The sequence below is a fragment of the Cellulomonas sp. NTE-D12 genome, assembly GCF_027923705.1.
In the GTDB taxonomy this organism is placed as follows: Bacteria; Actinomycetota; Actinomycetes; order Actinomycetales; family Cellulomonadaceae; genus Cellulomonas.
On record NZ_AP026442.1, the window covers coordinates 1,919,204 to 1,942,998 of the forward strand.

General features: G+C 73.0%; 25 protein-coding genes and 4 tRNA genes. 17 read left to right on the top strand and 12 right to left on the bottom strand.

From position 1 onward, the window contains the following. Positions 1-14: 14 nt before the first annotated feature. On the top strand, positions 15-245 hold the full coding sequence (locus tag QMF98_RS08825; RefSeq protein ID WP_337972737.1) for an SHOCT domain-containing protein: 231 nt from the start codon (positions 15-17) through the stop codon (positions 243-245). Positions 246-260: 15 nt separating this feature from the next. On the opposite strand, the gene QMF98_RS08830 is transcribed toward QMF98_RS08825, so the two are convergent. Next, entirely contained in the window at positions 261-1,385 is a 1,125-nt protein-coding gene (locus QMF98_RS08830) for a sensor histidine kinase (RefSeq protein ID WP_337972738.1), read from the bottom strand. After that, the gene (locus tag QMF98_RS08835) at positions 1,382-2,107 is read right to left on the bottom strand and encodes a response regulator (protein WP_337972739.1); all 726 of its coding nucleotides are present in this window, start codon (positions 2,105-2,107) and stop codon (positions 1,382-1,384) included. The genes QMF98_RS08830 and QMF98_RS08835 overlap by 4 nt, the downstream gene beginning before the upstream one ends. A 192-nt stretch (positions 2,108-2,299) precedes the next feature. Here QMF98_RS08835 and QMF98_RS08840 point away from each other — a divergent pair, with 192 nt between their 5' ends. From QMF98_RS08840 to trhA, 6 genes are all read left to right on the top strand, one after another. Further along, entirely contained in the window at positions 2,300-2,629 is a 330-nt protein-coding gene (locus QMF98_RS08840; protein ID WP_337972740.1) for a thioredoxin domain-containing protein, read from the top strand. Then, positions 2,622-3,611 (top strand): cytochrome c biogenesis CcdA family protein, encoded by a 990-nt coding sequence (locus QMF98_RS08845; protein WP_337972741.1) that lies wholly within the window; start codon positions 2,622-2,624, stop codon positions 3,609-3,611. The genes QMF98_RS08840 and QMF98_RS08845 overlap by 8 nt, the downstream gene beginning before the upstream one ends. Next, complete coding sequence (locus QMF98_RS08850) at positions 3,608-4,234, top strand: peroxiredoxin family protein (RefSeq protein ID WP_337972742.1); 627 nt, start codon at positions 3,608-3,610, stop codon at positions 4,232-4,234. The genes QMF98_RS08845 and QMF98_RS08850 overlap by 4 nt, the downstream gene beginning before the upstream one ends. A 212-nt stretch (positions 4,235-4,446) precedes the next feature. Continuing rightward, positions 4,447-5,268 (top strand): alpha/beta fold hydrolase, encoded by an 822-nt coding sequence (locus QMF98_RS08855; RefSeq protein ID WP_337972743.1) that lies wholly within the window; start codon positions 4,447-4,449, stop codon positions 5,266-5,268. Positions 5,269-5,534: 266 nt separating this feature from the next. Continuing rightward, the gene (locus tag QMF98_RS08860; protein ID WP_337972744.1) at positions 5,535-6,557 is read left to right on the top strand and encodes a glycosyltransferase family 4 protein; all 1,023 of its coding nucleotides are present in this window, start codon (positions 5,535-5,537) and stop codon (positions 6,555-6,557) included. 131 nt (positions 6,558-6,688) lie between these two features. Further along, a complete protein-coding gene (gene trhA, locus QMF98_RS08865; RefSeq protein WP_337972745.1) occupies positions 6,689-7,366 on the top strand; it encodes a PAQR family membrane homeostasis protein TrhA in 678 nt (225 codons plus the stop codon). A gap of 66 nt (positions 7,367-7,432) precedes the next feature. On the opposite strand, the gene QMF98_RS08870 is transcribed toward trhA, so the two are convergent. From QMF98_RS08870 to QMF98_RS08905, 8 genes are all read right to left on the bottom strand, one after another. Beyond that, positions 7,433-7,870, bottom strand: a complete 438-nt coding sequence (locus QMF98_RS08870) for a hypothetical protein (RefSeq protein ID WP_337972746.1) — start codon at positions 7,868-7,870, stop codon at positions 7,433-7,435. Next, the gene (locus QMF98_RS08875; protein WP_337972747.1) at positions 7,867-8,121 is read right to left on the bottom strand and encodes a LapA family protein; all 255 of its coding nucleotides are present in this window, start codon (positions 8,119-8,121) and stop codon (positions 7,867-7,869) included. The genes QMF98_RS08870 and QMF98_RS08875 overlap by 4 nt, the downstream gene beginning before the upstream one ends. 189 nt (positions 8,122-8,310) lie before the next feature. Further along, a complete protein-coding gene (locus QMF98_RS08880) occupies positions 8,311-9,849 on the bottom strand; it encodes a glycoside hydrolase family 130 protein (protein WP_337972748.1) in 1,539 nt (512 codons plus the stop codon). Continuing rightward, positions 9,846-10,862: a glycosyltransferase gene (locus tag QMF98_RS08885; protein WP_337972749.1), complete on the bottom strand. Its 1,017-nt coding sequence runs from the start codon at positions 10,860-10,862 to the stop codon at positions 9,846-9,848. Before QMF98_RS08885 ends, QMF98_RS08880 begins: the two co-directional genes overlap by 4 nt. Then, positions 10,862-11,986: a glycosyltransferase gene (locus QMF98_RS08890; RefSeq protein WP_337972750.1), complete on the bottom strand. Its 1,125-nt coding sequence runs from the start codon at positions 11,984-11,986 to the stop codon at positions 10,862-10,864. The genes QMF98_RS08885 and QMF98_RS08890 overlap by 1 nt, the downstream gene beginning before the upstream one ends. A gap of 335 nt (positions 11,987-12,321) precedes the next feature. Continuing rightward, positions 12,322-12,396 (bottom strand) — tRNA-Val (locus QMF98_RS08895). Positions 12,397-12,411: 15 nt separating this feature from the next. Beyond that, a tRNA-Cys gene (locus QMF98_RS08900) sits at positions 12,412-12,482 on the bottom strand. Positions 12,483-12,531: 49 nt separating this feature from the next. Continuing rightward, positions 12,532-12,604 (bottom strand) — tRNA-Gly (locus tag QMF98_RS08905). Between the two features lie 121 nt (positions 12,605-12,725). Here QMF98_RS08905 and QMF98_RS08910 point away from each other — a divergent pair. Next, the gene (locus QMF98_RS08910) at positions 12,726-13,805 is read left to right on the top strand and encodes a chorismate-binding protein (protein WP_337972751.1); all 1,080 of its coding nucleotides are present in this window, start codon (positions 12,726-12,728) and stop codon (positions 13,803-13,805) included. A gap of 60 nt (positions 13,806-13,865) precedes the next feature. On the opposite strand, the gene QMF98_RS08915 is transcribed toward QMF98_RS08910, so the two are convergent. Continuing rightward, positions 13,866-14,294 (bottom strand): SsgA family sporulation/cell division regulator, encoded by a 429-nt coding sequence (locus tag QMF98_RS08915; protein ID WP_263730747.1) that lies wholly within the window; start codon positions 14,292-14,294, stop codon positions 13,866-13,868. A 225-nt stretch (positions 14,295-14,519) separates the two neighbouring features. Here QMF98_RS08915 and QMF98_RS08920 point away from each other — a divergent pair. The 9 genes from QMF98_RS08920 to QMF98_RS08960 all read left to right on the top strand — a co-directional run bounded on the left by QMF98_RS08920 (position 14,520) and on the right by QMF98_RS08960 (position 22,425). Continuing rightward, a tRNA-Val gene (locus tag QMF98_RS08920) sits at positions 14,520-14,591 on the top strand. A 175-nt stretch (positions 14,592-14,766) separates the two neighbouring features. Further along, on the top strand, positions 14,767-16,809 hold the full coding sequence (gene thrS / locus QMF98_RS08925; RefSeq protein ID WP_337972752.1) for a threonine--tRNA ligase: 2,043 nt from the start codon (positions 14,767-14,769) through the stop codon (positions 16,807-16,809). A 3-nt stretch (positions 16,810-16,812) separates the two neighbouring features. Next, positions 16,813-17,388: an HIT family protein gene (locus QMF98_RS08930; protein ID WP_337972753.1), complete on the top strand. Its 576-nt coding sequence runs from the start codon at positions 16,813-16,815 to the stop codon at positions 17,386-17,388. Between the two features lie 4 nt (positions 17,389-17,392). Further along, on the top strand, positions 17,393-18,004 hold the full coding sequence (gene pgsA / locus QMF98_RS08935; protein WP_337972754.1) for a phosphatidylinositol phosphate synthase: 612 nt from the start codon (positions 17,393-17,395) through the stop codon (positions 18,002-18,004). After that, a complete protein-coding gene (locus QMF98_RS08940; RefSeq protein ID WP_348773359.1) occupies positions 18,001-18,972 on the top strand; it encodes a phosphatidylinositol mannoside acyltransferase in 972 nt (323 codons plus the stop codon). The genes pgsA and QMF98_RS08940 overlap by 4 nt, the downstream gene beginning before the upstream one ends. 26 nt (positions 18,973-18,998) lie before the next feature. Next, positions 18,999-20,192, top strand: a complete 1,194-nt coding sequence (locus QMF98_RS08945) for a glycosyltransferase family 4 protein (RefSeq protein ID WP_337975586.1) — start codon at positions 18,999-19,001, stop codon at positions 20,190-20,192. Further along, positions 20,189-20,842: a hypothetical protein gene (locus QMF98_RS08950; protein WP_337972755.1), complete on the top strand. Its 654-nt coding sequence runs from the start codon at positions 20,189-20,191 to the stop codon at positions 20,840-20,842. The genes QMF98_RS08945 and QMF98_RS08950 overlap by 4 nt, the downstream gene beginning before the upstream one ends. Before the next feature lie 78 nt (positions 20,843-20,920). Continuing rightward, positions 20,921-21,832, top strand: coding sequence for a pyridoxal 5'-phosphate synthase lyase subunit PdxS (gene pdxS / locus QMF98_RS08955; protein WP_318529969.1), 912 nt, complete (start codon positions 20,921-20,923; stop codon positions 21,830-21,832). Beyond that, positions 21,829-22,425: an NUDIX hydrolase gene (locus QMF98_RS08960; RefSeq protein WP_337972756.1), complete on the top strand. Its 597-nt coding sequence runs from the start codon at positions 21,829-21,831 to the stop codon at positions 22,423-22,425. The genes pdxS and QMF98_RS08960 overlap by 4 nt, the downstream gene beginning before the upstream one ends. A 60-nt stretch (positions 22,426-22,485) precedes the next feature. Here the strand turns inward: QMF98_RS08960 and kynU are convergent, their stop codons facing one another. After that, entirely contained in the window at positions 22,486-23,754 is a 1,269-nt protein-coding gene (gene kynU / locus QMF98_RS08965; RefSeq protein ID WP_337972757.1) for a kynureninase, read from the bottom strand. Positions 23,755-23,795 lie beyond the last annotated feature (41 nt).

Consider the following 23,795-nt stretch of genomic DNA (forward strand, 5'->3'; position numbering starts at 1 on the left):
TCCGGGAGGCCGACATGCCCGCGTGGTGCAGCGCGTCGTCCGGTCCCGGCTGGGTCCTGATGGTTGTTGCCTGGGCTGCTGTGGTCGGCCTGACGGTCTGGATCGTCTGCCGGTTGTTCCCCGCGCAGGTTCGACCCGACGCGCGCACGCTGCTCGAGGAGCGCCTGGCGGCCGGTGAGCTCGGCGTCGAGCAGTACCTCGAGCTGAAGCGCGTCCTCGACGACGGCCCGCGCCCCGCGGCGTGAGCCACGTCCGACCGCTCAGGACTCCGGCGGCAGGTCGATCTCGACGCGTGCACCGCGTCCCGGGCCGTCGCTGAACGCGGCGACCCGCCCGCCGTGCGCCTCGACCAGCGCCCGGACGATCGCGAGCCCGATGCCCGATCCGCCGTCCGTGCGCGACCGGGCGGTGTCCACCCGGTAGAACCGTTCGAACACGTGGGGCAGGTGCTCGGCCGGGATCCCGGAGCCGGTGTCGGAGACCGTCAAGCGGACGGCACGCTCGGGCGTGCGCGCCGCCGCGAGGGTGATCGCGCCGCCTGCTGGCGTGTGCCGCAGAGCGTTGTCCAGCAGGTTCCCCAGCACCTGGCCGAACCGGTCGTGGTCGACCAGCACACCAGGCAGACCATCACCACGCTCGACCCGAACGAGAACCCCAGCCGCGGACGCTCGGTCGGCGACGGCGGCAGCGGCGCTGAGCAGCAGGTCGTTCGGGTCCGTGCGCACGCGTGCGACCTGGACGCCGGGCGCCTCCGCGCGGGTCACGGCAGCCAGGTCGTCGGCCAGGCGGGTCAACCGCGCGCCCTGGTCGCGCAGCACCGCGATCGTCTGCGGCTCGAGCTCGACGACGCCGTCCTCGAGACCGTCCAGATATGCGCCCAGCGTCGCCACGGGCGTGCGCAGCTCGTGCGCGACGTCGGCCAGCAGTCGCCGACGCAGCTGCTCGCTGTCGGCCAGCTGTCCCGCCATCGCGTTGAACGAGGTCGCCAGGGCGTCGAACTCCGCGCCGAGCCGCGGCGTGGGCACCCGGGCGTCGAACCGCCCGGCGGCCAGGAGCGCGGCGGCGGTCGCGACCGCGTGCAGCGACCGACCGACCCGGCGAGCGAGCACCACCGCGACCGCGAGCGACGTGGCGAGCCCCACCGCCAGGCCCAGCCCGACGGACAGGGCCGACGCCGAGCGGAAGGCCTCCTCGGCGTGCACCACCGCGGCGGGGTCCGCGACCCCGGTACCCACCAGGTGCCGATGGAAGAGCACCGGTCCGGCGAACCCGGCCACGAGCCACGCCGTGACGCCTGCCACGCCCATCACCAGGGTGAACGCCACCACCAGCCGGGCGGCGAGCCCGGTCCGGCCGCCCCGGACCGGCCGGACGCTCGTGCTCATGCGCCGGTGCCCATGCGGTAGCCGACGCCCCGCACCGTCCGCACGAACCGCTGCGCGTCGACGGTGTCGCCGAGCTTCTGGCGCAGGTGCAGCACGTGCACGTCGACGAGGTGCTCGTCTCCCACCCAGCCGTCGCCCCAGACCGCCTCGATCAGCTGCCGGCGGGTCAGCACCGCAGCCGGGCGCCGGGCCAGGGCGGCCAGCACGTCAAACTCCGTACGGGTCAACGCCACCGGCTCACCGTCCACCTCCACCTCGCGGCCGGCGAGGTCGAGGTGCAGCGAGCCGACGACGAGGGGCGGGACCGACCCGTCCTGCGGGCGCCCCGGGTTCCCGAACGACCGGCGGGGCCGGCGTTGCATCGCGGCGATCCGGGCGACCAGCTCGCGGGGGCGGAACGGTTTGGTCACGTAGTCGTCTGCACCGACCGACAGGCCGATCACCGTGTCGAGCTCATCCGTGCGGGCCGTCAGCATCACCACGTAGCAGTCGGAGAAGGTGCGCAGCTGCCTGCACACCTCCACCCCGTCCAGCCGCGGCAGCCCCAGGTCCAGCACGACGACGTCCGGGTCCAGCTCCCGGGCGGCGTTCACCGCGTCGGGACCGTCGAACGCGAGCCGCACCTCGTAGCCCTCCCGGCGCAGGTACCCCGCGACGAGGTCGGCGAGGGGACGCTCGTCGTCCACGACGAGGGCGCGACGGGCGGCCGTTGCGGTGCTCACCCGGTCATTGTGATCGGACCCGCACGTGCGGCCGAACGTCTCGCCGCACCGCCACGGGGACCTTCATCGAACCTTGATCGGTTCGCGACGAGGGCTGAGGCCGCCCCGGCCAGGCTCGGACCCGTCCGGCGATCCGACCGGTCACCCGCTCGCCCGCGCTCACGCAGCGGCGACCGTGCGAAGGAGCAGCACTTGGGCACCGAGTCGACCCCACTGGCGGTCGTGGTGGTCACCGCGCCCGCGTGCCACCTGTGCGACGACGCCCTGCAGCGGCTGCGTGCCGTGGCGGGGCCGGCCGACCTGGCGCTGCGCGTCGTCGAGCTGGAGTCCGAGGAGGGCCGCGACCTGGTCGCCCGTCACCGTCCGCCGATGAGTCCGTTGGTGCTCGTCGACGGGGAGTTCTTCAGCTCGGGGCGGTTGCCTCAGCGCAAGGTCGAGGCGCTGGTCCGTGCCCGCGTCGAGGTCGCCCGGGACGGCGACATGTGGGCTGCCGCCGACCGGCGGGTGAGCTCGCATGGGTAGTCAGCTGCTCGCGACGGGCAGCGTGCTCGCGGCGTTCTTCGCCGGTGGGGTGGCGCTGTTCGCGCCGTGCTGCATCGTGTTCCTCGCCCCGTCCTACCTGGCCGGTGCCGTCAAGAGCGCCCGCTGGCGGCTGCTCCCGCTGACCTTCGTCTTCACCGCCGGACTGGCCCTCGTCATGGTGCCGTTGACGCTCGGGGCGAGCCTCCTGTCGGGTGCCATCGCCCGTTACCACCAGCCGCTCTACGACGCGGGCGGAGTGCTGTTCTTCGTCCTGGCGTGGCTCGCTCTGTCCGGGCGCATGTGGTCGCTGCCGTCGGCGTTGAGGGCGCCGGACACCACCCGGGGGGACAGCGCCTCCTTCTTCGCCCTCGGGGTGTTCTCCGGTATCGCCTCGTCCTGCTGCGCCCCGGTGCTGGCCGGGGTGATGACCCTGTCGGTGCTGTCCGGGTCGGTTGCCGGTGGACTGGCCCTCGGCCTGGCGTACGTCTTCGGCATGGTGTTCCCGTTGTTCGTGATGGCGCTGGTCTGGGACCGCGCCAAGGTGGGGGAGCGGCGCTGGCTGCGCCCACGCACCGTCCGCCTCGCCCTTGCCGGCCATCGCGTGGTCACCACGACTCTGAACATCGGCGTCGCCGCGGCCTTCGCCGTGATGGGTGGGTTCGTCATCGCCCTGGCCAACAGCCGGGAGATGACCGGCGGGTCCGCGGTGCAGAACGCCGCCGCACGTGGGCTGACCAGTGCCTTCCTCACCGTCGAGCGTTGGGTGGCGCCGCTGCCTGAGGTGCTGCTGGGGCTGGGGCTGCTGGCCGTCGCTTCTGCCTTCGTCTGGTTCACGCTGGCCGACCACCGGCGCCGGCCCGGGCCGCCCGCCTCGCAGCCTGCCGACGAGAGCCGCAGCACCGACGCCGTACCGCAGGACGCGCTCCCGTGCTGCCACGAACCCGCCAGCACCGCTTCGCACCAGAACGGAACCAGCCGATGACCTCCGGATCCGCCGTCAAGCGCGACCAGCACCGCGAGCAGGCGGTCGCCGCCGTGCGCCAGGCCCGCGAGGACGCGGCCCGTCGCGGCCGCCTGCTCCGCATCGCCGCCACGGTCCTGGGCGTGCTCGTGGCCGCCGGGCTGATCACCGCCGGCCTGCTGTCCGCCCGTCCCACCCAGCAGGTCGTCACCCGGGCCGCTCCCGACTTCACGCTCCCGGGCTCCGACGGATCGTCCGTCACGCTGTCGGCCCTGCGCGGCAAGCCGGTGCTCCTCTACTTCTCCGAGGGCGCCGGCTGCGACGCGTGCCTGGTGCAGATGCAGACGATCGAGCAGGACCCCGCCTTCGCCACCAAGGGCGTCACCGTCGTGCCGATCGTGATGAACACGGCCGCCCAGATCAACGCCGACCGGCAGCGCCTCGGGGTGAGGTCCGCCTTCTACCTGGACGACGGCACCGTCTCGAAGGAGTACGACGTGCTCGGCAAGGGCATGCACGCAGGCCTGCCCGGGCACGGGTTCGTCCTGGTCAACCCCGCCGGTCAGCAGGTCTGGGCCGCCGAGTACCCGTCCATGTGGCTCGCTCCGGACCAGCTGCTGAAGGAGGTCGGCTCGCGCCTGTAGCGCCCGGAGCCGCCAGCCCGCGTGACCCCGGACCTTCGGCCCTGGCGCCGACCCGTTCGAAGCGGTCGATTCGTACCGACGTCGCCTGGGCGTCTCCGGGCGCTCCGTCAGGGAGGCCGCGTCCGCGGCGCGGTGTGAGGGTTGCCATGCGTGGCCGCCTCGCGACCGATAGGCAGGACCGCCGTCGTCGGCGGCCCAGCAGGCAGCGAGTGGTGGCCGGCACGACTGCCGCGCTGGCGGTTCTCACCGTGGGCCTGGCCGGCTGCAGCGGGCCGCGGACGCCGCACCTCGACCTGGGCTCGTGCGGGGCGGACGGGCCCGACCACCCGGAGAGGTGCGCAGTTCTGCAGGTGCCCGTCGACTGGGCAGATCCGCACGGCCCCCGGATGGGGCTTCAGGTGCTCGTGGTACCGGCGCGCTCCGACGAGCCCGCTCCGGATGCGCTCTTCTACCTCGCCGGCTTCGGCAGCTCGGCCATCGGGGACGCGGAGTGGGCCTACCGGACGTTCGCGCCCCTGGAGGATCGGCACGACCTCGTGTTCGTCGAGCAGCGGGGCACCGGTGCGACGGCGGAGACGTGCACGCTGCCCCCTGAGGGCGGGGACGACGTGGCGGCGCTCGGCCCCGCGGTCACGCAGTGCCTCGCATCGCTCCAGCGGGACCCGCGTCATGACACGACGGCGGTGGCGGTGCGTGACCTCGATGCGGCTCGCGAGGCACTCGGCTACGAGACCGTCGACCTCTACGGCATCTCTTATGGCGTCACGATGGGGCTCGCCTACCTGCAGGCCCACCCTGAGCGGGTGCGGACGGCAGTCCTGGACTCCGGTTCCCTGCTCGACGTGCGCCTGTGGCAGCGGGTGCCCACGAGCGCGCAACAGGCCTTCGACGCGCTGGTGCGTGACTGCGCCGCGTCGCCCGCCTGCGCGGAACCAGGCACGTGGCACGGACATCTCAACGAGCCCGGCACCGCCGGGGCCGTGCAGACCATCCGTCGGGTACTGACCTGGACGCGCCAGCAGACGCGCAGCTGAGCTCGCGGTCGGGCCGTCTCGGTGCCCTGGTCCCAAGTGATCGATCGCAGCATCCACGCGGGCAGGTCGTCAGGCAGCTCCATGTGCTCGGTGGCGCGGCGAGAGGCGCTTCACGGGCGCCCCCGGACGGCGAGCGCCAGATCGGCGGTCCGACCGGGTCGGGGCCGCTGGCCACCGCGACCGGCCGCCGCGCCACCCTGCGTCGGGCGGTCCGGGGACCGGGCGTACCCTCGTCGCGACACCGGGAGGCCGTCATCAGGGTCGCCGTGCTCGCCTCGATCGCCCATCGGACCCCGCCGCGCTCGTACGGGCCCTGGGAGCAGGTCGCCTCGACGATCGCCGAAGGTCTTGTCGCCCGCGGGCACGACGTCACGCTGTTCGCGACGGCCGACTCCGCGACCTCGGGCCGGTTGCACGCCGAGGCGCCGGCGGGGTACGAGGAGGACGCCTCCGTCGACGCCAAGGTCTACGAGGCCCTCCACATCGCCGCCGTGTTCGAGCGGGCGCGCGAGTTCGACGTCATCAGCAACCAGTTCGACTTCCTGCCGCTCGTCTTCAGCCGGCTGACGCCGACCCCCGTCGTCACGACGATCCACGGGTTCTCCTCCGACCGGATCCTGCCCGTCTACCGCGCGTACGACGACGTCGTGGAGTACGTCGCCATCAGCGAGGCCGACCGCCACCCGGACCTGACCTACGCCGCGACCATCCACCACGGCATCGACACCGCGTCCTTCCACCTCGGGGCAGGGGACGGTGGATACCTGCTGTTCCTCGGTCGGATCCATCCGGACAAGGGCACAGCGGCCGCGATCGACGTCGCGCGCCGCGCGGGCATGCCGCTGGTGATCGCCGGTGTGGTCCAGGACGCCGAGTACCACCGGCGCGAGGTGGAGCCGCACGTCGACGGCACGAACGTGCGCTTCGTCGGGTCGGTCGGCCCTGCCGAGCGCGACCGGCTGCTCGGTGGGGCACGCGCACTGCTGCACCTGATCGAGTTCGACGAGCCCTTCGGGCTCTCGGTGGTCGAGGCGATGGCGGCCGGGACGCCCGTGATCGCCTACCCGCGAGGGTCCATGCCGGAGATCGTGCGGCACGGTGTCTCGGGGTTCCTCGTGCCTGACGTCGCCGGCGCCGTCGCGGCCGTCGCCCAGCTCGGGACCCTCGAGCGGGCCGTGTGCCGGACCGACGCCGTCACCCGGTTCTCCTCCGAGCGGATGGTCGACGACTACGAGCGTCTGTTCCGGCGCGTGGTCGCCGAGCACCGCTCGGCGAGCGACCGACGCTGAGCGCGAGGCCGTCGAGCAGCACGTGCCGGCCCGGCGGGTCCGATCCGCTCGGTAGCCTGGGCGCGTACGGAGGAACGGCACGTCCGGACCGCACCTGGTCGAAGAGGCGCGGCGACGCGGGAAGGCAACCGGTGGAGACCGCTCAGCGGAGCAGGGACGGCAGCGTTCACGTCACCGACGAGCGGTTCAACACCGTCTCGCACCTGTTCGCCGCCTGCTTCGCCGTCGCGGGTGCCGCGCTGCTCATCGTGCAGGCGGCCGAGCAGCGCGATGCCTGGAAGGTCGTCGGGTTCAGCCTGTACGGCCTGTCGGTGGTGACGCTCTTCGTCTCGAGCACGCTGCACCACGGCATCGACGGCGGACCACGGGTGAACGAGGTGCTGCGCACCCTGGACTACGACTCGGTGTTCCTGCTGATCGCCGGCTCGACCACACCGATGGTGCTGGTCCTGTTCCGCACCACCTACGGCTGGACGGTCCTGGCCGTGGTCTGGGTGATCGCCGCGGCGGGCATCGTGCTGCGCTCGATCCTGCGCCAGCTGCCGAAGTACGTCACCAACACCCTGTACATCGCTCTCGGCTGGATGCCGGTCCTGCTGGTGGGCTCGGGTGCGTCGGTGCCCGGGGGTGCGCTGGTGCTGATGGCCGCGGGCGGCCTGCTGTACAGCGCAGGCTTCGTGGTGTTCGTCGTCGAGCGCCCCAACCCGTGGCCGGGCGTGTTCGGCTTCCACGAGATCTGGCACGCGATGGTCGTCGTCGCCGCGGTCCTGCACTACCTGCTCATGTACTTCTACGTCCTGCCCGCCTAGGGACGCCCCGAGGGGCGGTGCGGTCAGCAGGCTGCCCTCGCGTCGCGGCTGACGCGGCGCCGCTCGTCAGCCGAACTGGATCTGCGCCGCCTCGCGCGCGACGGCGTCCGCGCGCTCCCGTTCCTCGAGCTGGCGCTGGCTGGCTGCGTCCTCACGAGCGGACTGCTCGGCGTCCAGCTGGACGTCGAGCTCACGCAACGCCGCCGACAGCGCCGCTGCCAGCCCGTCGCGCAGCTCCGCCAGCGAGGTGTTCAGCACCAGGAGGCGCCGGTCGGAGACGACCAGCTCGATCTGCGCGCCCAGGCTCTCGCTGAGTCGGTGGGCCAGCGCCGGGTCCTCGATGCGGGCACGTTCCGCGGGGGTGACCTGCCGCGAGAAGACGACCGGCACGGTGTAGCGCTCGGGCGCCGCGGGGGTGCCCAGCTCGAGGGGCAGCGCGGAGAGCAGCACAGACGTGAGCCGGAGCGGCTCCGGCGCCGAGGAGCTGGTGTCGGCCGCGTTCACCGTCGACCGGCTTCGCGGATCCGACCCTCGACGCCGAGGCGGTGCCGCAGCTGTCCGATGCGGATGCTGCCGACGACGAGCGCCACGATCCCGACGCCGATGCCGGCGATCAGGAGCGTCAGGGCCAACGGGGCCGTCCCTCGCATGCCGAGGAAGACGACCTCGACCGGTGCGGTGTTCTGCAGCATGAACACGATCAGCGCCACGAGGACGAGCGCGCCGACGACGAGGCCGACCCACGCGGCTCCCATCCGACTGCGCCGACGGGCGGCGGGCGCACCGGCCGGGGCGGGGCTGGGACGGGACGTGGAGCGCGGATCGTCCGGGAGGGAGGCCGAGGGGCCCGGGGCTGCGTTCTGGGTGGGCATGGTGCCCTCTTCCGCGGTGCCGGATGGCGGACCCTCACGACGGGGGTCCGGGGTCCCGGGACTGGTTCGATCCTAGGTCCGTCGGGACGCCTTCTCCACGGCAGCGGGGCCCGTCCGCGCACGCCCTGGACCTGCGAGCTCACCGAGCAGCGCGTCCAGGTCGACGGTCGCGATCCGCGTCCGGGTGTCGCTGCACCCGTACGGCAGCACCAGCCAGCGCGCGTGGAGCATCGCGCCGCAGGAGTACACGACGTTCGGCACGTAGCCCGAGCGCTCTGCCTCGTACGCGGTGAGGAGCGGACGGTCCAGCACCCCGCGCACCACCGTCGGGTCGTCGAGGTCCAGCAGCAGGGCCCCGATGCTGTAGCGCCGCATGGGCCCGACGCCGTGCGTGAGCACCAGCCACCCCGCCTCGGTCTCGATCGGCGACCCGCAGTTGCCCAGCTGGACGACCTCCCACGGACGGCGCGGCACCTGGACCTGGACCGGTGCCTCCCAGTGCAGCAGGTCGGACGAGCGGCACACGGCGTTGCTCTCCCGGTCCGAGCGGGAGAGCGCGACGTAGCTGCCGTCGATCCGTCGGGGGAACACCGCCAGGCCCTTGTCCTGGGCGCCCGGGCCGCTCGTCGGTGAGATCGAGAAGGTGGTGAGGTCCTCGGTCCGCAGCAGCCGCACGCGCACGTGGCGGCCGTCGTAACCCGTGTAGGTCCCCACGTACTGCGGGCCGGATCCGTCACCCGCGTCGAGCTGCACCAGGCGGACGTCCTCCATGCCGCGGCTCTCGGCGGCCGCCCGGGGCGTGAGCACCCGCTCCTGCAGCGCCGAGTCGAGGGGGAACCGCACGGTGTAGCTCGATGCGGCGATGGCCTCGAAACGCTCAACGGTGCGGGAGGTGGTCGCGCGGGTCAGCCGTTCGGCACGCAGTCGGCCGAGCGCACCGTCGAGCTCGGCGCGGGTGAACCGCTGCGGCAGGGCGTCGAGCACGAAGTCGGAGTCGGCACGGTCACCGCCCAGCTCGTCGAGGGCGTGCTCGAACGCCGTTCTGGCGTACCCGGTGGCCAGCTCGGTGGGCAGCACCGCGACCGCTGGAGGGACGTCGGCCCGGACCGTGCCGTCGACGTCCACCACACCGGTGCGCAGCTCGATGCTCGACCGGTGCCCTTCACCGACGGCCCGCACGCTCATGACGAAGCGGAGCGCACCGGGCGGCAGCCCCGTCTGGTCGGGGTGCGGCACCATCGAGGGGTTCATCAGGGCGGCGCCCTCGATCGAGACCTCCTGCGTGAAGGTGGCGCCGAGGAGTCGTCGACGGGGCGCTGAGAGCAGCCCGCCGCGGGGCACGCGGTGGCGGACGAGCTCGAAGTGCCGTTCCCACGTGACGTGCAGGTCGCGGTGGCGGCTCGAGAACAGCGTCTCCAGCTCCGCCAGCTGCGTGTCCACCTGCTCGTCGGTCAGGGCGAGGACCCGCTCGACGACGCCTCCGGAACGCGATCCGCCGGACGCCGCCAGCTCCTGACCCGGCAGGAACAGCGCGGCGACCACCCGCCGGGGGTCCGGGCTCAGCACCACGTCCGTGCGGTGCACCCAGGGCGGGTCCTCGGACGCGCTCACCGCACCGCGGCGGACCGCGACGCCTCCGCCACCTGGACGGTCGCGAGCCAGGCCAGCGTCGACTCGGCACCCTGGTTGAGGTTCACCGAGCCGCGCTCGAGACCGTCGTACCCGGCGCCCGTCGCCGAGTCCCGCATCGGCACGCAGCTGTCGTTGTCACCCTCGAACCACGCGACGCAGCGCGCGAGCACCCGCGCCCATCGCGCATCTCCCGTCAGGTCCCACGCTGCGGCGCTCGCCTCGGCCAGGGCCGACACCTCGATCGGCTGCTGGTCGAACTCCGGCCGGCGCACGTCGCCCGCCGACCGGCCGCGAACCGCCACCGGTGACAGGTGCGTCCCCACGGTCTGCTGCTCGACCAGCCAGCGCAGCAGCGTCAGCCCGTCCTGCTGCAGCTCGCGGTCGCTGAGGGCGGCACCGATGGCGAGCATCGCCTCGGGCACCACGGCACTGGCATAGGTGAGGCGACCGTAGGGCCACGGCCAGGACGGGTCGGTGCGGATCGGGAGCAGGGCCCGCCTCGCGTCGAGGAGCAGGGCGTACGCGGCGAGGTCCTCGGGCGCGACCGTCAGGAGGTGAGCAGCACCGAGAGCGGCGTACGCGACGGCCCGGGGGTGGACGGACCGTGCCCGGAGCGCCATCTCGGCGCCTCGTCGAGCCTCCTGCGCGAGCGCCTCGTCCGTCGGCTGGGCGGCCGCGACGCCGAACGCCCACAGCGCGCGGCCCCAGTGGTCGCCGGTCGAGGGCGCGTCGAGCCAGGTGCCGGCGTCGTCCCGTCGGTTGTGCATGCCCCCGTCGTCCCGTTGTGCTGCACGGAGGAAGGTGAGGGCCGTCCACGCGAGGGAGCTCACCTCGCGGGCCGGGCAGGGTTCACGCGCCGTCACGACGAGCGCGCGTGCGACGTCGTCGACGCACATCCCGTGCTCCGTGCGTGGCACGGTCCCGCGGGCGTGCTCGTACACGCCGAGGGGCGTGCTCAGGCGCAGCAGGTGGTCGAACGGTGCGGTCGTCATCACACTGCCGTCGGCACGGCGGCGGCGAGAAGGCTCCGGCCCAGCTCGAGGTACCGGGTCGCCACAGCCGGCCAGAGCAGGGACGACGCGAGCCGTCGCGACGTCGCGGCCATCCTGCCTGCGGCGCCGGGAGTGGTCAGGAGCTCAGCCAGGGCCGCCGCGATCGCCACCGGGTCGCGCTGCGGGACGAGGATGCCGGCCCCGCCGGACAACAGCTCGACCGCGTGCGGGAAGCTGGTGGAGATGACCGGCTTGCCCGCGACCACCGCTTCCGTCAGGACGCCCGAGGTCACCTGGTCGCGCGAGTCGTAGGGGAGCAGGACCACGTCGGCCTCCCGCACCACCTGCCGCAGCGCCGGCCCGGACAGGTACCGCCCGTCGAAGGTGACCGAGCCGTCCAGGTCGAGGTCGTGCGTCAACCTCACCAGGCTCTCCCGGTAGGCCTCGCCGTCGCGTTCCAGGACGCGCGGGTGGGTCTCGCCGACGATCCGGTAGGCCGGCAGCGGCGTGGTCTCGCGCAGGACCGACAGCCCACGCAGCGCCCATTCGATGCCTTTGCCCTCGGACAGCAGGCCCCAGGTGAGCACCGTCGGCCGTGCGGGAAGCACGTGCTGCATCGCGGACCGGTTGTCCGTGGCCCCGTGCGGGATCACCACGATGCGGGACGGCTCCACGCCCCACCCGGCGATGAGCCGGTCCCGGGCCGTCTGCGTCATGGTCACCAGCACCGTGGAGAACTCGACCAGCCACTCGAGCACCCGGCGCTGGTTCGCGCTCGGCTCCGTCAGCACGGTGTGCAGGATGCTCACCACGGGCACCGTCAGCAGCGGGAGCACCTGAAGCAGCGCCTCGCCGTCGGGCCCGGGGAAGATGCCGTACTCGTGCTGGATCACGGCGATGTCGTAGGTGTTCAGCGCGTCGGCGACACCCGTGGGCGCCCCGGCGTCCCCGGCCGCCCACTGGTGGACCACCGGCGGCAGCTGCGCCTGCCAGTGGTCGACCAACCGCACCACGCCGACGTCCGAACCGGTCGCCTGCAGGTGGGTGACGAGCGCCTCGCAGAACGTCGCGATGCCGCACTGGGTGGACGGATAGGTGGACAGGAAACCGAGCCGAACGGCCACGAGGCCCTCACACTTGCGTCACTCGCCGCAGCACACGCGCTGCCGTACGCGGAGGGAAAGAGGCCGCATCCTTGGCGACTGGCGGACGACGTCGCGGCAGGTCGCCGGGTCGTCACGCTGCGCTCATGACCGGAGCACGCTCCGATCGTAGAACCCTGAGGCTACCAGCCCGCGCCGGCACGGCCGTCCCCAGACGGAGGCGTCACTTCTACCCAGGCGCCCCGCGCACGTGCTCATCGATCGACGTCTGCCCCGTCCGCGCCGCTGTCAGCGGCTCGTGAAATGAGAAGCGTGGTACGTCTCGTAGAGACGTACCACGCTGACCTGCGACTACGTGGTGGGCGATACTGGGATCGAACCAGTGACCTCTTCCGTGTCAGGGAAGCGCGCTCCCGCTGCGCCAATCGCCCGTCGGGTGTGAACCGAGGTGGAGACGGGATTCGAACCCGTGTATACGGCTTTGCAGGCCGCTGCCTCGCCTCTCGGCCACTCCACCGGTGAGACCGCAGTCCCCAGCGGCTGTGAGCCGATGTGGAGAGCCTCCGAGCGGACGACGGGATTCGAACCCGCGACCCTCACCTTGGCAAGGTGATGCTCTACCAACTGAGCCACGTCCGCGCTGTCGACGTCCCCGGAGGGGCGCCGTGTGCGTCCCAGACTCTAACCGAGGTTCGCGACGAGAGTCCAACCGGTTGGCTGGCCGGCGCGTCCGCGCGGCCCGGCTCGCTAGCGTGAGCCCGTGCTGGAGCCCTCCGCGACCGCCTGGTTCGGCGGGGTGCAGGCGAGTGGCGTGCTCGAGGCGGTCGACCTCGCGCAGGAGCCCGATGCGCTGTCGCGACCGGGCTGGTGGGCCGTGGTGGGGGAGTTCGAGGGCCGGGTCCGAGCGTGGCGCTTCGCCGACGTCCGCGTCGGACGCGCCACCACCGTGCCGCAGCGGCCCCACGATCGCTGGGACGGGCCCGGGGCGGACGCCTGGTCGAGCTCGATGGGCGAGGCGGCGTACCGGGCGGGGGTGGAGACGATCCGGACACGGATCCGCGGGGGCGACGTGTACCAGGTCAACCTCTGCCGCGTCCTCGCAGCCCCCCTGCCTGCGGAGCCTCGCGGCCCGGACGCTGCAGCTCTGGGCCGACGGCTCGTCGCGGGCAACCCGGCGCCGTACCAGGGCGGGGTCCAGGTCGGCCCCACCGGCCACGACCCCGGAGTCTGGGTGGTCAGCGCCTCGCCGGAGCTCTTCCTCTCGGTCGACGGGGGCAGGATCAGCAGCGGTCCCATCAAGGGCACGGCCACGCACTCCGCCGGTCTGACTCCCAAGGACCGCGCCGAGAACGTGATGATCACCGACCTGGTGCGCAACGACCTGCAGCGGGTGTGCGTCCCGGGCTCCGTCGAGGTGACCACCCTGCTGGGCGAGGAGCAGCACCCCGGCCTGGTCCACCTGGTGTCGACCGTCACCGGCCGCCTCGACCCCGAGGTGGCACGCGCCGCCGATGCCTACCGGCAGGTGCTCGACGCCACGTACCCACCGGGGTCCGTCTCCGGGGCGCCGAAGTCGTCGGCGCTGCGCCTCATCCGTGAGCTGGAGCCCGTCCCGCGCGGCCCCTACTGCGGCACCGTGGGCTGGGTCCACGTGGCGGAGGACGGCTCCGTGAGGGCGCGGCTCGCGGTGTCGATCCGCACCTTCTGGTGGTCGGACGACGTGCTGCGCTTCGGTACCGGCGCAGGCATCACGTGGGGGAGCGACCCCGCCGCCGAGTGGGCCGAGACCGAGCTGAAGGCGGCGCGGCTCGTCGGGCTGGCGTCCCGCGCGAGGAGGTGAACCGGGCAGCAGGGCCAGGTGCCCGGGCGCAGGGCGCCCGACGCGGGATCGGCCGGACGGTCAGGCGGTGAGCAGCGCCGCGATCAGGGCGCTGATCTCACCCTCCATGCGGTCGCTCTCGGCACCGAGCGGTACCAGCGACTCCGTCGCCGCAAGGAAGCGGAGCACGGGCTCGGTCGGTGCGGCGAGGAGGGCGCTGCCCTCGACCCCGGACAGCGAGATGAGGGTGTAGTCCGGGTCCTCGTCCCGCCAGATCTGCACGTCACCCGTGCCGGCCGGCTCCTCCGAGCTGGCGTGCATGCCCTGCACCAGCAGCTCGCGGCCGAGCAGCCACGTCGAGGACGACTGGCCGCCGGTGAACACGGCGCGGACGGTGTAGGGATCGGTCGTCCGGAACGCCAGCTGGGTGCTCACCGGGACGACGCTCGCGTCGGAGCCGATGAGCTGCATCGCGACGACTTCGACGACGTCGTACGACGAGTTCGTCATCGGGTCCTCCACTGGGCGGGCTCATCGGACAGTCACATCATGGCAGCGGACCGCCGCATCTGGCGTGGTGGGTCGGCACCTTTCACCCGACCGCAGCAACCGAAGCCTGCCCGGTCACTTCCGTCGCCAGCCGAACGGGCGTATACGGGCATCCGCTTGCCGGTTCGGTGATCAGGCCAGCGTTGGGTAGCATCCTCTCGACGCCCGCTACGGTGGGTGCTCGTCGGGCGATTGGCTCAGTGGTAGAGCGCCTCGTTCACACCGAGGAGGTCACTGGTTCGAACCCAGTATCGCCCACACCTGAAGGGGTCCCGCCTGACGCGGGGCCCCTTCGCCGTTCCTGCGGGTGGCCTGCAAAGGTCGGGCGGTGGGGCGACGCGAGGCGAAATGGCCGAGGTCGGCTCGGTAGCATCGAGCCACGCCCGGCGCGGCTGCTGTCCGCCCGTCGCGCTGAACGTCCCGCCGCTTCCTGATGCCGACCAGCGGCGGCCACCGATCCCGAGGAGCACAGTCCGTGTCCGAGCCCATCAGTCTGACCGTCGACGGAGTCGAGACCACGGTCGAGGCGGGCACGACGGGCACCGACCTGTTCGCCGACCGTCGGGACGTCGTCGTCGTCCGCGTGGACGGCGAGCTGCGCGACCTGCACCTCCCGCTTCCGTCGGGCGCCACCGTGGAAGGGGTCACCATCGGGTCGCCGGACGGGCTGGCGGTCCTCCGGCACTCCACCGCGCACGTCCTCGCCCAGGCGGTCCAGGACGTCAACCCGAAGGCGCGCCTGGGCATCGGCCCGCCGATCACCGACGGCTTCTACTACGACTTCGACGTCGAGACGCCCTTCACCCCCGAGGACCTGCGTGCGCTCGAGAAGTCGATGGCGCGCATCGTCAAGGAGGGGCAGACCTTCCGGCGGGTGGACGTCACCGAGGCGGAGGCACGGCAGATCGAGGCGGACGAGCCCTACAAGCTCGAGCTGATCGGCCTGAAGGGCGACGCCTCCGACGACGACGGGGCGTCCGTCGAGGTGGGCCTCGGCGGCCTGACGATGTACCAGAACGTCCGCCGCGACGGCTCCGTCGCGTGGCAGGACCTGTGCCGCGGTCCGCACCTGCCCAGCACCCGCCTGATCGGCAACGGCTTCCAGCTGACCCGGTCCGCGGCGGCGTACTGGCGCGGCAGCGAGAAGAACCCGCAGCTGCAGCGGGTCTACGGCACCGCGTGGCCCACGAAGGACGAGCTGCGGGCCCACCTCGACCGGCTCGCGGAGGCGGAGCGGCGGGACCACCGTCGGCTCGGCTCCGAGCTCGACCTGTTCTCCTTCCCGGACGAGATCGGCTCCGGCCTGGCGGTGTTCCACCCCAAGGGCGGCATCGTCCGGATGGAGATGGAGGAGTACAGCCGCCGGCGGCACGTCGAGGCGGGCTACTCGTTCGTCAACACCCCGCACATCACCAAGGCGCAGCTGTTCCACACCTCGCGGCACCTCGACTGGTACGCCGACGGCATGTACCCGCCCATGCGGCTGGACACCGAGTACCACGAGGACGGCACCGTCAAGCGCGAGGGCCAGGACTACTACCTCAAGCCGATGAACTGCCCGATGCACAACCTCGTGTACCGGTCCCGCGGGCGCAGCTACCGCGAGCTGCCGCTGCGGCTGTTCGAGTTCGGCACCGTCTACCGCTACGAGAAGTCGGGCGTGGTGCACGGCATGACCCGTGCACGCGGGTTCACCCAGGACGACTCGCACATCTACTGCACCCGCGAGCAGATGCGCGACGAGCTCGCCTCGCTGCTGACCTTCGTGCTGGACCTGCTGCGCGACTACGGGCTCAACGAGTTCTACCTCGAGCTGTCCACCCGCGACCCCAAGAAGTCGGTCGGCGACGACGCGACGTGGGAGGAGGCCACCGAGACCCTTCGGGAGGTCGCCACCGAGTCGGGGCTGCAGCTCGTGGACGACCCGGGCGGGGCCGCGTTCTACGGTCCCAAGATCTCCGTCCAGGCGAAGGACGCGATCGGCCGGACCTGGCAGCTGTCGACCATCCAGCTGGACTTCTTCGAGCCGGAGCTGTTCGAGCTGGAGTACACGGCGCCGGACGGCTCGCGGCAGCGGCCGGTGATGATCCACCGGGCGCTGTTCGGCTCGATCGAGCGGTTCTTCGCGATCCTGGTCGAGCACTACGCCGGCGCGTTCCCGGCGTGGCTCGCGCCCGTCCAGGCGCTGGCCGTGCCGGTGGCGGAGACCTTCCAGCCGTACCTGGAGGACGTCGTCGCGCAGCTGCGTGCCCGGGGCATCCGCGCCGAGCTGGACGCGTCGGACGACCGCTTCGGCAAGAAGATCCGCAACGCCGCCACGCAGAAGGTGCCGTTCGTGCTGATCGCCGGCGGTGAGGACGTCGAGGCCGGCGCGGTGTCGTTCCGGTACCGCGACGGGCGCCAGGAGAACGGTGTGCCGATCGCTGACGCGATCGAGCGTGTCGTCGCCGCGGTGCACGACCGCGTCCAGGTCTGAGCGGTGAAGTACGACGACGCCCACGGGCCGACCGTCGAGGTCCCCGGCGACTTCGCCGGGGACCCCGACGGCTACCAGCGCCTGTGGACGCCGCACCGGATGGCGTACATCGGCGGGGTCGACAAGCCGACCGACGACCTGCCCGGACCCGGCTGCCCGTTCTGCCGCGCCCCGGGCCTGCCCGACGAGCAGGGTCTCGTCGTGGCGCGCGGTGAGGCGGCGTACGTCGTGCTCAACCTCTACCCGTACAACTCCGGTCACCTCCTCGTCTGCCCCTACCGCCACGTGTCCGACTTCACCGACCTGACCGCCGCGGAGACGGCGGAGGTCACCGAACTGACGCAGCAGGCCATGCGAGTGATCCGCACCGTCATGGCGCCGCAGGGCTTCAACCTCGGCATGAACCAGGGCGAGGTGGCGGGAGCCGGGATCGCGGCGCACCTGCACCAGCACGTGGTGCCCCGCTGGCGCGGCGACTCCAACTTCCTTCCCATCGTCGCGCGCAGCCGTGCGCTGCCCGAGCTGCTGGCGGACACCCGCGCGCGGCTCGCCGCGGCGTGGCCCGTCCGGGGGGAGTGAGCAGGTGCTGCACGGACTGCGCGGTGCGATGACACGGCTCTTCACCCCCGTCGCCCGGGTGCTGCTGCGGGCCGGCATCAGCCCGGACGCGGTGACGGCCACCGGCACCCTGGCCGTCGTGGTGATCGGCCTGTGGGCCTTCCCGACCGGTCACCTGCTGCTCGGGGCGGTGCTGATCGGCCTCAGCGCGCTGACCGACTCGCTCGACGGTGTCATGGCGCGCCAGGCCGGCCGGTCGGGCCCGTGGGGCGCGTTCCTGGACTCGACGCTCGACAGGTTCGCGGACGCGGCGGTGTTCGGGGGTCTCGTGCTGTGGTTCTTCGGACGGGGCGACGACAGGCTCGCGGCCGTGCTCGCGCTGGCCTGCCTGGTCCTCGGGTCGGTGGTGCCCTACGCGCGGGCCCGCGCCGAGGGCCTCGGGATGACGGCGTCCGGCGGCATCGCCGAGCGGGCCGACCGGCTGGTCGCCGTGCTCGTCGCGACGGCCGCCGTCGGCGCGGGACTGCCCCCCGTGGTACTCACCGTGGTGCTCGGCCTGCTGGCGGTCGCATCGGCGATCACGGTCGGCCAACGCATGGCCGCGGTGCACCGCCAGGTCGCGGAGGCCGGTCGGTGAGCCGTTCCGGCGGCGTCATGGTGCGCGGCTTCGCTCTCGCCTGGCGCTGGGGCCGGCATCTGCCGGGACCGGTGGTCCGCGCGGCGACGACGCTGGCTGCGGACATCACGTGGCTGCGTCACGGGACCGGCGTCCGGCGCCTCGAGTCGAACCTGCGTCGGGTGCGTCCCGATCTCGCGCCCGCCGAATTGCGGCGGCTGTGCCGCGCGGGCATGCGCTCCTACCTCCGCTACTACGGCGAAGCGTTCACGCTGCCCGGGTTCTCCCCGCAGCAGATTGCCGCACGGGTACGGGTGGTGGGGCGCGAGAACGTGCAGCAGCACCTGGACGCCGGTCGCCAGGTCGTCATGGCGCTCGGGCACCTGGGGAACTGGGACCTCGCCGGCGCCTGGGCGACGGCGGACCTGGCCCCGGTGACCACCGTCGCCGAGCGTCTGGAGCCCGAGGAGCTGTTCCAGGAGTACGTCGGCTTCCGAGAGGGTCTGGGGATGCGGATCCTGCCCCACACCGGCGGCAGCGACGTGTTCCGTGCCCTGGTCCGGGCCTCCCGGACCGGACCAGGGGTGATCCCGCTGCTCGCCGATCGCGACCTGACCGCACGGGGCGTCGAGGTGCAGCTGTTCGGCGAGACCGCGCGCGTCGCCGCAGGTCCGGCGGCACTCACGGTGATGACCGGTGCGCCGCTGTGCCCCGTCGGGATCAGCTACGAACGGCTCCGCGGGGAGCGCAGGCGGCGCGCCGGCACGCCCTGGGGGGTGGTGGTCGAGTTCTTCCCGGCGCTCGAGATCCCTGAGGAGCTGCCGCACCGCGACCGCGTGCAGGCGGTGTCGCAGGCCTGGGTCGACCGGGTGGCCGACGTCATCGCGGCGCACCCGCAGGACTGGCACATGCTGCAGCGCGTGTTCGTGGCCGACCTCGACCCCGGTCGGTACGCCGCCACGGTCGCGACCGCCACCGGGCAGCCATGATCGGCCCCGGGCCGGCGCACCGGCCGCTGCGGATCGGCATCGTCTGCCCCTACTCCTTCGACATGCCCGGCGGCGTGCAGTTCCACGTGCGCGACCTCGCCGAAGCGCTGATCGCGGCAGGCCACGAGGTCTCGGTGCTGGCGCCGGCGGCGGACGACACCCCCGTGCCGGACTACCTGGTGCCGGCGGGCCGCGCGGTACCGGTCCACTACAACGGTTCCGTCGCCCGTCTCACGTTCGGCCCCGTGACGGCGGCCCGGGTGCGCCGGTGGCTCGCGGCCGGCCAGTTCGACGTGCTGCACCTGCACGAGCCGGTCACGCCGAGCCTCGGCATGCTCGCGCTCTGGATCGCCGATGGGCCCGTGGTGGCCACCTTCCACACGGCGATCGTGCGGTCCCGGTCGCTGCAGCTCGCCTACCCGCTTGTACGGCAGTCGCTGGAGAAGATCTCCGCCCGGATCGCGGTGTCCGAGGACGCGCGACGGACGCTGGTCGAGCACCTCGGCGGCGACGCCGTGGTGATCCCCAACGGTGTCTACGTCGACCGGTTCGCGCATGCCGCACGGGACGAACGCTGGACCGGTACGCGCGACGCGCCGACGATCGCGTTCCTCGGTCGCCTCGACGAGGCCCGCAAGGGCCTGCCCGTGCTGCTCGGGGCCGTCGGTCGCGTGCTCGATGAGGTGCCCGGTGCACGGTTCCTCGTCGCCGGACGCGGTGACACGGGCGCCGACCAGGCGCAGGAGGTGCTCGGCACGCGCGCCGCGTCCGTCGAGTTCCTGGGCGGCCTGTCCGACGAGGACAAGGCCCGTCTGCTGTCCTCGGCCGACGTCTACTGCGCACCGCAGACCGGAGGTGAGTCGTTCGGGATCGTCCTCGTCGAGGCCATGAGCGCCGGCGCCGCCGTCGTGGCCAGCGACCTCGGCGCGTTCGCCCGCGTGCTGGACGACGGCTCGGCCGGCGTCCTGTTCCGCACCGGGGACAGCGTCGACCTCGCCGACACCCTGCTGCGGGTGCTCGGCGACGCCGAGCTGCGTCGCACGGTGGCCGACCACGCCCGGCAGGTGGTGCGCCGGTACGACTGGTCGACCGTCAGCGACCAGGTGCTCACGGTCTACGAGATGGCGGTCGCCGGGCGCGATGCGCCGGTGGGCGAGGACCCGTCGTCGTTGCGCGGCGCGCGGCTGATGGAGCTGCGCCGAGGACGTGAGCCCCGATGAGCCGGTTGGAGCTCGCGATCCTGCTGGTCGCCGTCGTGCTGCTGGTGCTCCTGTGGCTGGTCTGGGTGGCCGCGACCCGGCTGGACCGGTTGCACCGGAGGGTCGGTGCGTCCCGGGCGGTGGTCGACGCCCAGCTGGTGCGCCGTGCGACGGCGGCGGCCGAGCTGGCCACGAGCGGGCTGCTGGACCCCGCCAGCGCGATGATCGTCGGCGAGGCAGCCTGGACGTCGCTGAGCTGCGAAGGCCCCGAACCCGCGGCGCTCACCGTCCCGCCGGACCTGCGGCGGCTCCTGGACACCTCGTCGGACGAACCCGGCTCGGCCGCACGTCCACCGCAGCCCTGCGACCGGGGCCAGGTCGAGAGCGACCTGACCGCGGCGCTCCGCGAGGTGCTGCGCGACCCCGAGGAGGTGGCGGCGCTCCGCGCCGAGCTGGGCGGCGACGGGCTGCTCGACGACCTCGCGGCGGCCTGGTACCGGGTCCAGCTGGCGCGGCGGTTCCACAACGACGCCGTCGCACAGACCCGAGCCGCCCGCCGCGGCGCCCTGGTGCGCCTGCTCCGGCTCGCGGGCACGGCGCCCAACCCCACGACGCTCGAGCTCGACGACGCGTGGCCCGAGGGGCTGCCGATGGTGCGCCCGCGCCCCTGAACGGCCCCGCAGGGCCCTCGGAGCACCGGTCTACGATGGGCCGTCCCCCCACCGCAGAACGGATGAGCGAGGCGCGACGTGAGCACGGAGAAGGAAGTCCAGGACAACGGCGTGATCGGCACCGCGCGCGTCAAGCGCGGCATGGCCGAGATGCTCAAGGGCGGCGTCATCATGGACGTCGTCACCCCGGAGCAGGCCAAGATCGCCGAGGACGCCGGGGCCGTCGCCGTGATGGCGCTCGAGCGGGTCCCGGCGGACATCCGGGCCCAGGGCGGCGTCGCGCGGATGAGCGACCCGGACCTGATCGACGGCATCGTCAGCACCGTGTCCATCCCGGTGATGGCCAAGGCCCGCATCGGCCACTTCGTCGAGGCACAGGTGCTGCAGAGCCTCGGGGTCGACTACGTCGACGAGTCCGAGGTGCTCACGCCGGCCGACTACTCCCACCACATCGACAAGTGGGCGTTCACCGTCCCGTTCGTGTGCGGCGCCACCAACCTCGGCGAGGCGCTGCGGCGCATCAACGAGGGTGCGGCGATGATCCGGTCCAAGGGCGAGGCCGGCACCGGTGACGTCTCGAACGCCACCACGCACATGCGGACCATCCGGGACGAGATCCGCCGGTTGACCTCCCTGCCGGAGGACGAGCTGTTCCTCGCGGCGAAGGAGCTCGCGGCCCCGTACGACCTGGTGGTCGAGGTCGCCCGGGCCGGGAAGCTGCCGGTCGTGCTGTTCACGGCGGGTGGCATCGCCACCCCCGCGGACGCCGCGATGATGATGCAGCTCGGCGCCGAGGGCGTCTTCGTGGGCTCGGGCATCTTCAAGTCCGGCAACCCCGCCCAGCGCGCTGCGGCGATCGTCAAGGCGACCACGTTCTACGACGACCCGGACGTCATCGCGAAGGTCTCGCGTGGTCTCGGCGAGGCGATGGTCGGGATCAACGTCGACGACGTCCCGGTGCCGCACCGGCTGGCCGAGCGGGGCTGGTGACCACAGGCCGTCCCACCGACGACGCGCCGCGAGGCGACGCCGACGGGGGAGCGGTGTCCGGGCTGGGACCCGACTGGGTACCCGGCCCGGACGGCCTGCTGTTCCGGCGTGCCGCGCGGGTCATCCTGCTCGACGACCAGGACCGCGTGCTGCTGATGCGCGGCCACGATCTCGACCAGCCGGTCCGCAGCTGGTGGTTCACCATCGGTGGGGGCATCGCCGAGGGCGAGGCGTCGCGTGAGGCAGCCGTGCGGGAGCTCGAGGAGGAGACCGGCATCCGCCTGCACGCGGAGCAGCTGGTCGGGCCGGTGTACACCAGGTCCGCGATCTTCGACTTCTACGCGCAGCACTGCCGGCAGGACGAGGACCTGTACCTGGCCCGGATCGCCTCCGACGGTCTCGGCGAGCTCACCCGCGACGGCTGGACGCACGTGGAGCTGGACGTCCTCGACGAGGTGCGGTGGTGGGGGCTGGACGAGCTCCGGGCCGTCGAGATCGAGGTGTTCCCGGTCGGTCTGGTGGACCTCGTCGCCGCGCTGGTACCCGGTTGGGACGGCGTCACCCGGCACCTGGGCCTCGCCCGAGAGGTGTGACCGGCCGGGCCGTCCGACGGTGGGGCCGACGCCGTCGGACGTGACCTCCGCCCGCAGTCCTCAGGTGACCTGTGCGCGCAGTGCGTACGCCGGGTCGCGGTGCTCTCCGCCGTCGAGCACCGCGCGCAGCGCCCGTGCGGCCGTCAGCATGTCGACGTGCGTCAGGTACGGCGCCGCGACGCCGAGCCGGACCACGTCCGGCGTGCGGAAGTCGCCGAGCACGCCCCGCGCGGCGAGCGCCCGCACCACCCCGTAGGCCTCCGGGTGCCGGACGGACAGCTGCGAGCCGCGCCGCTCGTCCTCGGCGGGGGTGACGAGGTCCAGGGCGGGCACCAGCTCCTCGATCGCCTCTCGCAGGTACCGCGTCAATGAGAGGGAACGAGTCCGGAGCGCGCCGAGGTCGACGCCCTCGAACACTCCGAGCGCCGCCTCGAGCGCCACCATCGACAGCACGGGCGGTGTCCCGACCCGGAACCGGCCGATCCCGGGTGCCGGCTCGTAGGTGGGCTCCATGGCGAACGGCCGCGCGTGCCCGTGCCAGCCGGGCAGCACGTTGGCCGCCTCGACCAGGTGCCGTCGGGCCACGTAGAGGTAGGCGGGCGACCCCGGACCGCCGTTGAGGAACTTGTAGGTGCAGCCAACGGCGAGGTCGACCTGGTGCAGGTCGAGCCCCACCTCGACGGCCCCGGCCGAGTGGCACAGGTCCCACACCGCGAGGGCACCCGCCTCGTGCGCGGCAGCGGTCACGCCCGCGAGGTCCCACAACCGACCCGTCCGGTAGTCCACCTGCGAGTACGCGACCGCGCCGACGGGCCGTCCCTCCGCCGCGAGTCGGGCCAGGGCGGTCTCCGCCTCGTCAGGCGGGACGGTGACCACCGTCCACCCCACCTGCTCGGCCACCCCGGCCGCCACGTACAGGTCGGTGGGGAACGACCCCGGGTCGGTGAGCAGCACCGGTCGGTCAGGACGCAGCCGTGCGGCGGCGTGCAGCGCCTGGTGCAGCCGCACGGTCGTCGAGTCGCCGACCACCACCTGACCCGGGGCCGCCCCGACCAGCGGAGCGATGGCGTCGCCGACCCGCAGCGGGGCGTCCCACCAGCCGTGGTCGTTCCACGAGGCGACGAGGTCGCTGCCCCACTGCACCCGCACGGCATCCTCCAGCGCAGCCGCCACCCCTCGCGGCAGGGCGCCGAGCGAGTTGCCGTCGAGGTAGACCAGGCCGGGTGGCAGCTCGAAGCGGTCGCGCAGGTCCGTGCCGGCGTGGCGTCGGTCGAGCTCGCGCGCGCGGATCTCGAGCCGGTCGGGTGCCTCGTCGTCGGGGGGTGCCACGGGCGCCAGCCTGCCAGCCCGCGAGACCGACCTAGGATCGC

Excerpts from the sequence above, each read along its gene's own strand:
- QMF98_RS08825 (WP_337972737.1), top strand. The coding sequence starts at position 15 with ATGCCCGCGTGGTGCAGCGCGTCGTCCGGTCCCGGCTGGGTCCTGATG.
- QMF98_RS08830 (WP_337972738.1), bottom strand. The coding sequence starts at position 1,385 with ATGAGCACGAGCGTCCGGCCGGTCCGGGGCGGCCGGACCGGGCTCGCC.
- QMF98_RS08845 (WP_337972741.1), top strand. The coding sequence starts at position 2,622 with ATGGGTAGTCAGCTGCTCGCGACGGGCAGCGTGCTCGCGGCGTTCTTC.
- QMF98_RS08850 (WP_337972742.1), top strand. The coding sequence starts at position 3,608 with ATGACCTCCGGATCCGCCGTCAAGCGCGACCAGCACCGCGAGCAGGCG.
- QMF98_RS08875 (WP_337972747.1), bottom strand. The coding sequence starts at position 8,121 with ATGGGAGCCGCGTGGGTCGGCCTCGTCGTCGGCGCGCTCGTCCTCGTG.
- QMF98_RS08885 (WP_337972749.1), bottom strand. The coding sequence starts at position 10,862 with ATGACGACCGCACCGTTCGACCACCTGCTGCGCCTGAGCACGCCCCTC.
- QMF98_RS08915 (WP_263730747.1), bottom strand. The coding sequence starts at position 14,294 with ATGACGAACTCGTCGTACGACGTCGTCGAAGTCGTCGCGATGCAGCTC.
- thrS (WP_337972752.1), top strand. The coding sequence starts at position 14,767 with ATGCCGACCAGCGGCGGCCACCGATCCCGAGGAGCACAGTCCGTGTCC.
- QMF98_RS08950 (WP_337972755.1), top strand. The coding sequence starts at position 20,189 with ATGAGCCGGTTGGAGCTCGCGATCCTGCTGGTCGCCGTCGTGCTGCTG.